This window comes from Rudaea sp. 3F27F6 (assembly GCF_005503555.1).
GTDB lineage: Bacteria > Pseudomonadota > Gammaproteobacteria > Xanthomonadales > Rhodanobacteraceae > Rudaea.
In genome coordinates this window covers 182953-196043 of the sequence record NZ_SCNG01000001.1, presented here as the reverse complement: position 1 = coordinate 196043, position 13091 = coordinate 182953, and the positions used below count along the sequence as shown (strand labels likewise).

General features: G+C 65.4%; 13 protein-coding genes. 3 read left to right on the top strand and 10 right to left on the bottom strand.

Annotated features, from left to right (window positions below; genetic code table 11):
* Nucleotides 1-86 precede the first annotated feature (86 nt).
* The gene (locus FFS30_RS00865) at nucleotides 87-1004 is read left to right on the top strand and encodes a DMT family transporter (protein ID WP_137911223.1); all 918 of its coding nucleotides are present in this window, start codon (nucleotides 87-89) and stop codon (nucleotides 1002-1004) included.
* Here the strand turns inward: FFS30_RS00865 and pdxA are convergent, their stop codons facing one another.
* The 3 genes from pdxA to lptD all read right to left on the bottom strand — a co-directional run bounded on the left by pdxA (nucleotide 1005) and on the right by lptD (nucleotide 5978).
* Entirely contained in the window at nucleotides 1005-1982 is a 978-nt protein-coding gene (gene pdxA, locus FFS30_RS00860) for a 4-hydroxythreonine-4-phosphate dehydrogenase PdxA (protein WP_137911222.1), read from the bottom strand. It lies immediately after the preceding gene.
* Between the two features lie 44 nt (nucleotides 1983-2026).
* Nucleotides 2027-3385, bottom strand: coding sequence for a peptidylprolyl isomerase (locus FFS30_RS00855; protein WP_137911221.1), 1359 nt, complete (start codon nucleotides 3383-3385; stop codon nucleotides 2027-2029).
* 145 nt (nucleotides 3386-3530) lie between these two features.
* The gene (gene lptD / locus FFS30_RS00850) at nucleotides 3531-5978 is read right to left on the bottom strand and encodes an LPS assembly protein LptD (protein WP_212742380.1); all 2448 of its coding nucleotides are present in this window, start codon (nucleotides 5976-5978) and stop codon (nucleotides 3531-3533) included.
* Nucleotides 5979-6148: 170 nt separating this feature from the next.
* Here lptD and msrB point away from each other — a divergent pair, with 170 nt between their 5' ends.
* Entirely contained in the window at nucleotides 6149-6544 is a 396-nt protein-coding gene (msrB, locus tag FFS30_RS00845) for a peptide-methionine (R)-S-oxide reductase MsrB (RefSeq protein WP_137911219.1), read from the top strand.
* Between the two features lie 30 nt (nucleotides 6545-6574).
* On the opposite strand, the gene sugE is transcribed toward msrB, so the two are convergent.
* From sugE to FFS30_RS00810, 7 genes are all read right to left on the bottom strand, one after another.
* Nucleotides 6575-6895, bottom strand: coding sequence for a quaternary ammonium compound efflux SMR transporter SugE (gene sugE, locus FFS30_RS00840; RefSeq protein ID WP_137911218.1), 321 nt, complete (start codon nucleotides 6893-6895; stop codon nucleotides 6575-6577).
* 150 nt (nucleotides 6896-7045) lie between these two features.
* Complete coding sequence (locus tag FFS30_RS00835; RefSeq protein ID WP_137911217.1) at nucleotides 7046-7477, bottom strand: hypothetical protein; 432 nt, start codon at nucleotides 7475-7477, stop codon at nucleotides 7046-7048.
* A 27-nt stretch (nucleotides 7478-7504) separates the two neighbouring features.
* Nucleotides 7505-7909: a VOC family protein gene (locus FFS30_RS00830; RefSeq protein WP_137911216.1), complete on the bottom strand. Its 405-nt coding sequence runs from the start codon at nucleotides 7907-7909 to the stop codon at nucleotides 7505-7507.
* 29 nt (nucleotides 7910-7938) lie between these two features.
* Nucleotides 7939-9051: an alpha/beta hydrolase gene (locus tag FFS30_RS00825; RefSeq protein WP_137911215.1), complete on the bottom strand. Its 1113-nt coding sequence runs from the start codon at nucleotides 9049-9051 to the stop codon at nucleotides 7939-7941.
* Nucleotides 9052-9124: 73 nt separating this feature from the next.
* Nucleotides 9125-9670 (bottom strand): GNAT family N-acetyltransferase, encoded by a 546-nt coding sequence (locus FFS30_RS00820; RefSeq protein ID WP_137911214.1) that lies wholly within the window; start codon nucleotides 9668-9670, stop codon nucleotides 9125-9127.
* A 70-nt stretch (nucleotides 9671-9740) separates the two neighbouring features.
* Nucleotides 9741-10280 (bottom strand): cysteine hydrolase family protein, encoded by a 540-nt coding sequence (locus FFS30_RS00815; RefSeq protein WP_137911213.1) that lies wholly within the window; start codon nucleotides 10278-10280, stop codon nucleotides 9741-9743.
* A gap of 94 nt (nucleotides 10281-10374) precedes the next feature.
* Complete coding sequence (locus FFS30_RS00810) at nucleotides 10375-10710, bottom strand: MmcQ/YjbR family DNA-binding protein (protein WP_137911212.1); 336 nt, start codon at nucleotides 10708-10710, stop codon at nucleotides 10375-10377.
* 175 nt (nucleotides 10711-10885) lie between these two features.
* Here FFS30_RS00810 and FFS30_RS00805 point away from each other — a divergent pair, with 175 nt between their 5' ends.
* Nucleotides 10886-13057, top strand: coding sequence for an acetyl-CoA hydrolase/transferase C-terminal domain-containing protein (locus FFS30_RS00805; protein ID WP_249352106.1), 2172 nt, complete (start codon nucleotides 10886-10888; stop codon nucleotides 13055-13057).
* Nucleotides 13058-13091 lie beyond the last annotated feature (34 nt).

The window sequence follows — 13091 nt, the reverse complement described above, 5'->3', positions numbered from 1 at the left end:
TTTCCCGCGCGCGTGCGCGCGGCTTAGGATGCGCATCTGGGACGGACGCCCGCGCGGCCCGCGCGAACCTTTCCACGGAGTCTTCAATGAACGCCGCGATCTTCGCCCAACTCGTCGCCCTCGGCATGATCTGGGGCGCCTCCTTCATGTTTCAGCGCATCACCGTGCCGGTGATCGGCGCGGGCATGACCGGTGCCGGGCGCATGATCTTCGCCGCGCTGACCCTGCTCGCCGTGCTCGTAGTGATGCGCAAGTCCCTGCAGTGGCGCGCGCGTTGGCGCGACTACCTCGTGGTCGGTCCGATCGTCATGGGCGTGCCGCTGGCCCTGTTCGCGGTCGCGGCGCGCTCGCTGCCGGCCGGCTATCTCGCCGTGCTCAATGCGACCGTGCCGCTGTTCGCCGTGCTGATCGGCTGGGGCCGCGGCACGCGGCCGTCGACGTCGAAGCTCGCCGGCGTGGTGGTCGGCGTACTCGGCGTCGCCACGCTGGCCCGGTTCGGTCATCTGGAAATGAATTGGGGAACGGTCATCGGTTTCGCGGCGGCGCTGCTCGCCTCGTTCCTCTACGCGGTCGGCGCGATTCTGGCCAAGGCGCGCTATGGCGATGCCGATCCGCTCACGATCACCGCAGGCAATCTGATCGGCGGCTGCGTGCCGTTGATTCCGGTGGCATTGGCGACCGCGCCGGCCGAGTTGCCAGCGGGCGGCGTGTCCGCCGCGCTGATCGCACTCGGCATTCTCTGCACCGGCATCGCCTATGCCTTGTATTTCCGCATCCTGCGTGCGGCCGGCGTCGAGCGCACGGTGACGGTGACCTTCCTCGTGCCTTTGTTCGCGCTGCTCTGGGCCTCGTTGTTCCTGCACGAAGCGATCACCTGGGCGGCGATCGCGGGTTGTGCGCTCGTGTTGTTCGCGGTCGCGCTGATCTTCGAGCGCGTGCCGGGCTTCGCGCGCACGCCGGCGCCCGTGGTGGTGCCGGTGAAGGAAGAACTCTGCCGGGAATGATCAGCCGCGGTTCGCGGCAAGTTCGATCGCGAGCTTCGTCGCCACGATCAGGCTCGATGCGTCGGCACGTCCGGTGCCGGCAAGATCGAGCGCGGTGCCGTGATCGACCGACGTGCGCACGTAGGGCAGGCCGAGGGTCACGTTGACCGAATCGCCGAAGCCGAGCGCCTTGAGTACCGGCAGGCCTTGGTCGTGGTACATCGCGAGAAAGGCGTCGTATTTCGCGCGCAGGCCGGGCAGGAAGGCGGTGTCGGCCGGCAGCGGGCCGTCGAGCGCAATACCTTCGCAGCGCAGTGCGTTCAGCGCGGGAATAATCGTGTCGATTTCTTCGCGGCCGAGATGGCCCGATTCACCGGCATGAGGATTCAGGCCGAGCACGCAGATGCGCGGGTTCGCGATGCGGAATCGCGTGCGCAGATCCGCATCGACGATGCGGACGATGCGCGCAAGCGTGTCGCGCGTGATCGCCGCGGCGACCGCAGAGAGCGGCAGATGCGTGGTCGCCAGAGCGACGCGCAGGCCCGGAGCGACGAGCATCATCGCGACTTCGCAATGCGCGCGTTCGGCGAAGAATTCGGTATGGCCGGTGAAAGCAATGCCGGCATCGTTGATCGTGCTTTTCTGCACCGGCGCGGTGACCAGCGCATCGAATTCGCCCGCGGCACAGCCGTCGGCCGCGCGCGCGAGGGTGTCGATCACGTAGGCGCCGTTGCGTGGATCAAGCCTGCCGGGCACGGCCGTCGCGCGCAGCGGCACATACAGGCAGCGCAGCGAGCCGGGCTTGCGCTGCGTGATGCGCGGTGCCGGATAGTCTTCGAGTTCGAGTGCCGTTCCGGCTGACTTCGCCGCGGCGGCGAGCAGGCCGGCGTCGGCGACGGCGACAAGGTCGGCGGCGAGATCGGTCGCGGCGAGTGCCGCGACGATTTCAGGACCGATGCCGGCGGGTTCGCCGGCAGTGATGGCGATGCGCGGGAGCATGGCAGCGATGCCCTGGGCGACGTTCGTGCCGCCCCGACGCGGACTTACTTGGACTCGGCCTTCTTGAGCACGGCTTCCGAGCAGGACGCGCGTTCCTTGGTCACGTAGGCCGGATCGACCGCGCAGATATAGGCTTCGGCGCGGAACGTGCGCATCTGGCTTTCGATTTCGTCTTCGGCCTTGCGCTGGCGGATCATCTCGCGCACTTGGTCGCGCTGGGCGTCGACGGTGCGGTCCATTTCGCGCTTGCCGAGCACTTGCAGGATGTGCCAGCCGACGTCGGTCTGGAACGGCTGCGAGACGTCGTTGTTGTTCTTGAGCCCGGAAATCGTCGTCGCGACGGCCGTGCCGTAGCGGTCGATCGGGAACCAGCCCATGTCGCCGCCGAGGTTGGCGGTCGGTGGATCCTTCGAGTATTCCTTGGCCAGCTTGGCGAAGTCCTCGTGACCGTCGACGATGCGGCGGCGCAGGTCGGCGGCGGTCTTCTGCGCTTCGGCGCTCGACACGAGTTCGGTGATCGGGATCATGATGTGACGCGCATGGTATTCGGTGACGAGCTGCTTGCCGCCGGTGTTGCGCTTGTCGACCACCTTGATGATGTGGAAGCCGTTCGGTCCGCGCACGACCGGGGAAACCTGGCCCGGCGAAAGCGTCTCGGCGATCTGCGCAAAGGCCTCGGGGACGGAGCTGACCGGGCGCCAGCCGAGGTCGCCGCCGTCGGGCAGCGCGTCCTGGGCGTTCGAGTAGCGGATCGCCGCGGCGCTGAAGTCGAGGCCGCCGTCGATCTGCTTCTTCACGTCGTCGGCTTTGTCCTTGGCCGTCTTGATCTGGTCGGCGCTCGCATTCTCCGGCGTCGCGATCAGGATATGGGCGAGATGGATTTCGCCGGTCTTGACGTTGCCGCTTGAGAGCATCGTGTCGACTTCGGCGTCGGTGACCTGTCCCGAACTCTGCATGATGCGCTGCTGCAGGCGTTGTACGAGGATCTGTTCCTTGGTCTGCTTGCGGAACTCGTCGTAGTCGACGCCGTCGCGCGCGAGTGCGCCGCGCAACTGGCTCATGTCGATCTGGTTCTGCTGCGCGATGCGCTGGATCGCCTGATCGACGTCGTTGTCGGTCACGCGGATGCCGGTGCCCTGCGCGCGCTGGATCTGCAGGCGGTTCATGATCAGGCGGTCGAGCAACTGGCTGCGCAGCACGTCGGTCGGCGGCAGCTGCTGCGGATTGCTGCGGTACTGAGCCTGGATCTGGGCCACGGCGCGGTCGAGTTCGCTCTGCAGAATGACGTCGTCGTCGGCGATCGCGACGATGCGGTCAAGCGGCTCGATCGGCTGAATCTGCGCGTGCAGCGCAGGCGCGGCAACGAGGAAAGCGGCAAGGAGGGCGGCGAAAAGCTTGTTCATCGGCGACTCTGCAATCGGACAATCATTCGGCGGGGCGCCGGCGCGCCCGCGTGCGGGAAAAGGAAGATAGCGCGGCCACCCTGAACGGACTCCGCGCATCGGGCGACCCGCGCACGCTCAGGCGGCGCGGACGCAGGAACGTAACTCATTGATAGCCAAGGATAGCATGGCGCAGGAAATTTTCCGTTCGCTGGCCGCTGGAGCCGATGCCCTTGAACTCGACCTCGAAGAACGCCGTGGTTTCCGCCTTGACGTTGTCGGGCAGGTAGACGCCGCCGTTGAGGGTATTGCTGACGTTGTTGAGCCAGCGCCGCGCGACTAGGCGCATGGCGACGCAGCAGGTGTCGTACTGCACGCCGGCGAAGGATTCGAGCATCTGCCGGTCGCGCAGCGAATAGTAGTAGCGGCCGACGATGCTCCAGCGCTGATTGAGCGGAATCAGCGTGGTGACGTCGTACTGTTCGAGATAGCCGCGGCGGAAGCGATAGGAGAAGTTGAACACGCCGTCGGTGCCGAAACGGCGTTGGATCGCGATCGAGGACAGATCGGTGCGATGGTCCCACGGAATCCAGACGTTCTTGCCGTTCTGCGTAGCCGGGTAGACCGGATCGGGATTCCACTGCTGGTCCCAGGTCACGCTCCAGTTGCGGTTGATGCGCACCTGGACCTCGGTGAAGATGTCCTTGCCGGTGTAAGCGAGCGGCGCATAGTAGGGCAGCAGGTTGACGCGCGGCGTCTTGAAGTAGCGGATCTGGCCGATGCTCGCGCTGAGGAATTGGTCGCCGCTTTCCGCGTCGATCAGGCGTGACGTCAGCGCGAACGTTGCCTGGTTCGCATCCGACTGGCGGTCGCCGCCGGTGTAGGCGTTGGTGCGGAACAGGCTCGGGAAATCCATGCTGGGCAGCGACGTATCGAAATTCGGCAGCCGGTCCTGATTGCGGTACGGCACGTACAGGTAGAACAGGCGCGGTTCGAGGGTCTGGATCAGCGAGTTGCCGAACAGCTTGGTGTCGCGCTCGAAGAACAGGCCCGAGTCGAGGCTGACGATCGGCAGGCTGCGCGACGCGGCAACGTTGGGTCGCAACTGCGTCGGATCGGCGAAGTTCAGATTCGACAGATCGTACTTGGTGAAGCGATAGCCGATCGTCGGGCGGATGAACCAGGCTAGGCTTTCGATCGGATAAGAGATGTGTGGATAGAGATCGAGGCGCTGTCCGGTCACCGAATAGGCGCGGCTGAAATTGACGTACTCCGACTCCATGCCGACTTCGAGATCGCCGAATTTCTGTGCGGCGTTGAAGGTCACGCGCGGCAGGCGCGTATAAGGCTTGAATACGGCCGGGTTCGAGCACGTGCCCGGCGCGCCGCCGCCGGCGCAGACCGGCTCCATGCTCGGGTCGCTGACCTGCCACATGTCGCCGCCGATCGACATGTTCCACCATGTGCCGTGGCCGTTCACATAGGCGCTAGACGGCAACAGGCTGATCGCGGTGCTTTGGAAGCTGTCGCCGAAATCGCGCAGGTAGACGTTGTCGGAAACGCGGTGGATATCGACCGTCGCGCCCCAGTTCGAGGAGAACGTCGTCCAGTTCTGCAGGCGCAGGTAGCCGCGCGAAGAGTCCGTCACTTGGTCGTTCGGCATGTAGCCGAGGTTGAGCTGCAGGCGATCCCACTCCGAGATATAGCGGAATTCGGAATCGAGCATTGGCCCGCGCTTGGTGAACTCGATCGGCTTAAGCGTGGCGTCGTAGTTCGGCGCCAGATCGAAGTAATACGGAATGCCGAGCTTGAATCCCTTGCGGCTGCTGTAGTTCATGACCGGCATGAGGAAGCCGGAATGCCGGTCCTCGTCGATCGGGAACGAGATATATGGCAGCCACATGAACGGCACGCCCTGATAGGCGAGAGTGACGCCGTGGCCGTAGCCTTCGTTCTTGACCTTGTCGATTTCGAGATTGTCCGAGCGCATTTCCCACTGGCGCTCGGTCGGATCGCAGGTCGAGAACGTGCCGGACGTCATCTTCGTGTGGTCCGGGTCGGTCTGATTGACGATCGCGGCGACGCCATTGCCGCGCTGGTCGAGCATCTGGTAGCGCACGTTGTCGAGATAGGTCACGTTCGGCGTCGTCGTGCCGCGGGCCTTGTCGGCCGACATCAGCATGCTCGCGTCCTGGTAGCGCACGTGGCCGGTCGCCGTGTAGTCCGTGGTCTCGGTGTCGTAGGTGAGGAAGTCGGTACGCAGCAGGGCGTCGAGCTTCTGCATCTGTACGCTGTCTTCGAGCTGGGCGTGGGTCTTGTCGAGCCACGTCACCTTATTGGCGTCGGCCAGGGTCTGCGCTTTGGAGCGGTCGCCCGCCGGCGGTAGGCCGGAGACGAAGAAATCGAGCAGGTCGTTGCGCTTGCACTTGCCGAATTCGTCCTTCGGTGTCACGCAGCGCATCACACCCGCCGGGCACATGTACTGGGTACTCGACGGTGCGACGACCGCGGTCTGCGCGGCGGCGGGTTCGGCGAGGACGAGCATCAGCAGCAGGGGCAGCGGACGCAGGGACAGGTGCCGAAGCCGGCGGTCGAGTAGCAGGGATGGCTGCACAGTGAGGTCGCAAGCAGGCACGAGGGCGGCAATCTTGCCCGAATGAGGGGGCAGGGGCAATCCGCGCGGCGGCGTACCGTTCATGTTTGGACGGGCGCGGCGGCGTTGCCCGATGCCCGGCGCGGTCGCATATTCCACGCGTCCGACACGCGGTCGACGGGAGATCGACGATGACCGACAAGATCGAAAAGACCGATGCGCAGTGGCGCGAAGAACTGAGTCCGAAGCAGTACGCGATCTGCCGCTGCTCGGCCACCGAGCGGCCGTTCACCGGCAAATACTGCGACCACCACGAGGCCGGCACCTATCTGTACGCGGCCTGCGGCGCCGAACTGTTTTCCTCGCAGACGAAGTACGAATCCGGCAGCGGCTGGTCGAGCTACTACCGGCCGCTCAACGACGCCGCGGTCAGCGAGCAGGAAGACGACAGCCACGGCATGCGCCGCGTCGAGGTCCAATGCGCGCGCTGCGACTCGCATCTCGGCGACGTCTTTTCCGAGGGCCCGAAGCCGACCGGACTGCGCTACTGCATCAACTCGGCCGCGCTCGGCTTCGAGCCGGACTGAGCGCGCGCCTCGCCGCGCTTTCTCGCGGCGTCAACCCGGCGTAGCCAGCTTGAGCCCGATGATGCCCGCGATGATGAGACCGACGCTGATCAGCCTCGCGGCGTTCATCGGCTCGGCGAACAGGACGATGCCGAAAATCACCGTGCCGACCGCGCCGACGCCGACCCAGACGCCGTAGGCGGTGCCGACGGGCAGCGTCTTCATCGCGGTCGCCAACAGCCAGAAACTCGCGGTCATCGCCGCCACGGTGCCGACGCTCGGCCAGAGCTTCGTGAAGCCTTCGGTGTATTTCAGTCCGATCGCCCAGACCACTTCGAGCAGACCGGCGAGAACGAGCAGTACCCAAGCCATGAGATTTCTCCTGATGCTGGGGTCGTCCCCGTAAGGTCGAATAGGCCGGCGAGGTCGTCCTCGCCGGTGTCCGCATAGTAGCGACTTCGTCTTCTGCGGTGGAGTCCGGCCTATTGCCACTCCGCTGCCGCGTGGGGCGGGCGGCGGACTTCAGCCCTGGCCGCCGGCAAAGCCGACGTCGGCAATCCAGTTGCGTTTGCGCCGCGCCAGGCGTGTAGCCGGATCTTCGTCGTCGAACGTGATCGGCGACTGCTGCACGAGCGCCCTCGCGGTTTCTTCGAAGGTGTTGACGTTGACGACGGCGTAGAGATTGCCGTCCATGGCGGCGGTGACCACCGGCACGACGCCGCAACGCGAGCAGACGTGGAACTCCGCGGTCTGCGTGCCGAAGGCGTAGCGCGACACGAGCGAAGGTTGCTCGACCTCCACGCGCAGGCGAGCCGACGGAAAAGACGTCCAAACGCCGCCGTGGCCGATGCAGAACGAGCAGGTGCAGGCGCGTGCGGGAATCCGCACGGGATCGGGTTCCCAGTGCAGGTCGAAAGCGATGTTTCCGCAATGGCAGGCGCCGTGGATCAACATGCCGGTTTCCTGTTCAAGCAGACGCGATCAATTCTGCGCTGTGGCGATGACCTGCGCGACTTCCCACGAGTGCCCCGCCGGGTCGACGAAATTCGCTGTACGCTTGCCCCAGGGCCGGTCTTTCGGGCCGGCGAGCAGGGTGACGCCGTGCTCGGCGAGGCGCGCGCAGACCGCATCGACGTCGTCGATCCAGACGCTGAGCTGGAAACGCGAGCCGGCATTGCGTGCACCGGGCTGGTCCGGCTCGATGATCTCGCCGGCGCTGCCGACGTGGAGCAGGTTGAGGATGAAGTTGTCGAACCGCAGCGCGGCGGAGACCTCGTCCTCGAAGATCGTTTCGGCGCCGAACACGTTTTGATAGAAGCGCTTGGCAACCGCCACGTCTTCGACGAACAGGCTGATCGCGCTGAGGTGTCGCAGGGAAGAAGTCATGTCGGGTTTCCTCGAATCGGCGGATATTCTCAGCGTTCGGCGCCGTTCGCGTCGAGCGCGAGCGGACGTACGTACTGAACCAGGCTCATCAGGGTTTTGCCGGGCTCCTCCCACGGGATCATATGGGCGGAATGCTCGAACCAGATGCCGCGCTTGTACGGCGCCTTGACCTGATCGAGCCATTTCGCGGTCGGCTCGGACGGCGTCGTGTAGTCGTGCCGGCCCATGAACATCACGACCGGAATCGGGAACGTGCGCACTCCCGTGTAATCGACGGCGAGGAACTCCGGCATGATCCGCGCAAGGGTGAACACGTTGCCCTTGTCGATCGCCTGGCGGTCGTTGAAATCGTATTCGGGTGAGAGCAGCGGCGCGTCGAAGAAGTACGGCGAGTTGTCGCGGTATGCGCTCAAGCCGCCGTAGAACTGCGGCCACTTGCGCGCGATGATGATGCGTTCGCGCGTGACCGGCTTGTCTCCGGGATAGGGCGCGATCGATTCCATCTCCTTCACCGCTTCGGCGTTGTTGTGCGCCTTCGCTTGAGCGAGGCCGAAGTCGAAGCTGACGCGCTCGTTCTCCATCGTGTTGACGTTCTGGCCGATGCCGACATAGGCATGGAACAGGTCGGGCCGCTTCAGCGCGGCGCCCATGCCTACGACCGTGCCCCAGCTGTGGCCCATCAGGATCAGCTTGCGCTTGCCGTATTTTTTGCGGATGTGCTCGGCGACCTCGATCGCGTCGTCGACGTAGCGTCCGATGTGGATGCTGTCGGCGATCGAATCGGGCGCGACCTCGCCGAAAGTCTTGCCGGCGCCGCGCTGGTCCCAGTTGACCACGGTGAAATATTCCTCGATCGGCCGCTGGAACTGCCAGATCGTCGGCATCAGCGGCGAAGCCGGGCCGCCGTGAATGAACAGGATGATCGGGTTCGCCTTGTCCTGGCCGCGCACATTGAGCCATTGGTCGATGCCGCCGATTTTCGTTTTGTACGTTTCCTGGACGCCGTTCGGCGCGACGATGCGTTCGAGATCTTTCACCACGTCGCGCGAGAGCTGGTAGCGCTCGGCGTCGGTCGCCGCGTGCGTCGATGTCGATGCGCAGGCGAAGGTGAGGAACAGGGAAACGAGCCAGACATATTTCATCGAAAGATTCCGCAGGAGAGCCATAAGTGGAGATGAGCGAAAGCGGCGCCCGGTTGAGACGCGAGGCGAACTGCTACCAGACGTCGCCGGGCCGCCAGTCGGTCGACAGAGGCGCATGCAGATCCAGCGACGGCGGCGTGTGCGGCAGGCGATGGATCATCACTTCTTCCCCGGGTGTCGGAATCTCGGTGCCGTCGCGATCGACGTACGACAGCGGCCCGAGCCAGAGTTCCCAGCCGAGGCGCCGGTAATAAGCGTCCGCAGACGGCGACAGCGCCGCGATGGCGTAGTCGCCGAGCAATGGCGGAATGCTCCGCAGCAGCTCGCTCGCGTAGCCGCGGCCCTGATGCGCGGGCAGCGTGGCGACGGCTTCGACGTAGGCGGTGCGCAGTGCGCCGCCCGTGCCGGCGCGCAGTTCGCGCTCGACCCAGGCGGCGTGGCTGATCAGTTCGCCATCGATGCGGCCGAGCAGATGCGTCGCCGGATGCAGCAGGTCGAGGAACGGCGAGAAGTCTTCTTCGTAGGCCGCGCTGCACAGCGCGAGCAGTTCGTTGCGCAGGCTCTCGTCCAGGTCTTCGCTGGCGACGATATCGATTTGCAGCGCGTGATTCGCGTTCATTTCGGAAAACTTCGGATGATGGAACCGCCGCACAGGCCCGCGTATTCGCAGGCGCAACGGCGGCCAGGTTTCAGGCGTGGATTCGTATCTGCTCCGCCGGCAGTACGGCGATGCGCTGTCCTGCGTCGGCCAGATCGGCGAGCGCGGAATTGACTCGCGCGGACAACTGCGCTGCGGCGATGCCGTTGCTGTCGACGGTGGAGTGCGCATCCGCGGCAAGCGCCACCTCGTAGCCGAGGGCCAGCGCGCCGCGAGACGTCGCTTCAACGCAGCAGTCACTCTGCAGGCCGCAGACGACGAGCCGATCGATGCCGAGTGAACTGAGCTGTGCGTGCAGTCCGGTGTCGTGGAAGGAGTCCGGCGCGGTCTTGCGTGTGCGCAGGTCGGTCGGCGCCGTCACCAGCGACTCCGCGAGCTGCCAGCCGTCGCCAGCAAAGCGCAGCGCGCCGGTGTCTTCCTCGTGCTGGACCAGCACCACGGGTACGCCCGCGGCGCGCGCGTCGGCGCCGAGCGCGTTGATTTTTTCGACGACGCGTTCGATGTCGAAAGCGGCTTCTTCGCCCGTGCACAGGGCGCGTTGGATATCGATGATGAGCAAGGCGGTAGACATGACGATGCACGCAATGGGGAGGCGGACGCGATGCCTCAAGTATGCCGCACGCCGGCGGCTGCTCGCTGCCGACCCGGTCGCGGCGGCAGTCGCTTCAGCGTGCTGCGATCTTCGCCAGCAGGGTCTTCGGCGCCTTGGTTTCCCACGCTTTGTGCACGAGCTGTCTGACCACGGCCGGCTTGGCCTTGGCGAGTTCGACGCGCAGGCCGATCGCCTTCTCGCCCCAGAACAGTTTCTCGACGAATTCCGCATAGAGCGCGAGCGCCGGTTCGCGCTCCTCTTCACCGACGAAGACGTGGATATGCGTCTCTGCAGGCGGCACGGTGACGAAGATCTTGCCGCGCACGCGGAACGCGGCATAGTTGAAATGCGGCGCCTCGGCGGTTTCGGGCAGAGCGAGGGCGTATTCGCGAACGGCGGCAATTTTCATCGGTGGCGTCCTCTCGCGGTCGCGGCGCGGACTGCGCGGAAAGCGCAAAAGTAGAATCAAGCGGCGGCCGTGTCCAGCAAGGCTGTGCGCACAGCGAATATCCGCGAGACTTGCCGCACATGACGGTCAGCTTCGCGATCTGCGATCATTGCAATCCGGTTTCAGGAAGATTTACGTGAACGGAAATCCCGACATGCTTACTTCGGTCGACGCCTGCGTCGCGCGCATCTTCGCGCACGCGGGCGCCGCGCTGCGCGTTGCCGCGCCGCTCGGCCTCGGCAAGCCCAACGTATTGCTGAATGCGCTGTACCGTCGCGTCGCCGACGATGCGGCGCTGCGTCTCGATCTGTACACCGCGTTGTCGCTGGCGCGGCCCGAGGCCAAGTCCGACCTGGAGCGGCGTTTCGTCGAACCGTTTCTCGCTCGTCACTTCGGCGCGGACTACCCCGATCTCGCCTATGTCGCCGCGCAGAAGGCCGGCACGCTGCCGGCGAACGTGCGCGTGCACGAGTTCTACATGCAATCGGGCGCGATGCTCGGCGTCGAATCGGCGCAGCGCGACTACGCGAGCATGAACTACACGCACGTCGCGCGCGATCTCGTCGACCGCGAGATCAACGTGATCGTGCAACTGATCGCCGCGCGCGAAGAGGCCGGGCGCATCCGCTACAGCCTCGCCTGCAATCCCGACGTCACCGCCGATCTGCTCGATCGTATGCAGGCCGCCGGTGCGCCGCGTCCCTACGTGGTCGGCGTGGTTCACCCCGACCTGCCTTTCGTCGGCAACGAAGCCGAGGTCGCGGCGGATTTCTTCGACGCGCTGTTGTTCGACCACGCCAACCGTCACACCCTGTTTGCGCTGCCGCGCGCGTCGATCGATCCGGTCGAATACGCACTCGGCCTGCATGCCTCGACCCTCGTGCGCGACGGCGGCACCCTGCAGATCGGCATCGGCGCGCTGTCCGACGCGATCGTGCATGCGCTGCTGCTGCGCCAGAGCGACAACGCCGCGTACCGCGCCGCGCTCGACGCGGTGTCGGCGCAGACCGCAGAGGGCAGCGTGGCGGCGCGCATCGGCGAACTCGGCGCTTTCGCGACCGGCCTCTACGGCGCGAGCGAAATGGTCATGGACGGTTTCATGCACCTGGCCAAGGCCGGCGTCCTCAAGCGCCGCGTCTACGATGACCAAGCGCTCGAGCAGGCACTCGAAGACGGCAGCATCATGGACACGGCCTTGCACGCGCATGCCGCCGATGCGCTCTACGCGCGCGGCGCGCTGGGGCCTTTCATCAACAAGGCGGAATGGGCGCGCCTGGTCCGCTTCGGCCTGCTGCCCGAAGGCACGCAGTTGGGCTTCACCGCACTGCAACTGCCCGACGGCGGCAGCCTGCCGCTCGATCTGAGCAATGCCGACGCGCGCGCGCAGTGGAACCGCGTACTCGCCGGACGGACTTTGCGCGAAGGCCGCTATCTGCGCGGTGCGTTCTATCTCGGCTCCAAGGATTTCTACGCCTGGCTGCACGGCCTCGACGGCGCGGACTTCGACGGCCTGTCGATGACGCGCGTGTCGGACATCAATCAGATCTACGGCGGCCGCGAATCGCTCGACGCCCTGCAGCGCCGCGATGCGCGCTTCTTCAACACCTGCATGATGGCGACCCTGCTCGGCGCGGCGACGTCCGACGCGCTTGAGAACGGCCAGGTCGTCTCCGGCGTCGGCGGACAGTACAACTTCGTCGCGATGGCGCATGCGCTCACCGGCGGGCGCTCGATCCTGTTGCTGCGTTCGACGCGCGAGCGCGGCGGCAACGCCGAGTCGAACATTCTCTGGAACTACGGCCACACCACCATTCCGCGTCACCTGCGCGACATTTATGTGACCGAATACGGCACCGCCGACCTGCGTGGCAAGTCGGATGAGGATTGCATCATCGCCATGCTCGCCATCGCCGACGCGCGTTTCCAGGACCGGCTCGCCAATCAGGCCAAGGCCGCCGGCAAGCTGCGCCGCGACTTCACGATCCCGGCCGAATGGCGGCGCAATACCAAGAAAAACCTCGTCGACGCGCTCAAGCGCGGCGATCTGGCTGCGCATTTCCCGGCGTTTCCGTTCGGCAGCGATTTCGACGCGGACGAACTGCGCCTGCTGCCTGCGCTCGGCAAACTCAAGGCGCTTTCGGCGAGCAAATTGAAGCTGGCATCATTCTTGCTCAAGAGCCTGCTTTCCTCCCCACAAGTGGCCGACGCGGAAATACTCATGACGCGATTGAACCTGCAATATCCGGCGACCGTTACCGAAAAGCTGACGCGCCGGCTCGTGCTTGCCGCCCTGGCCGGGAGCCGTTAGGAATGACCCCGCGCCGTTGATTGCCGTGATTGAT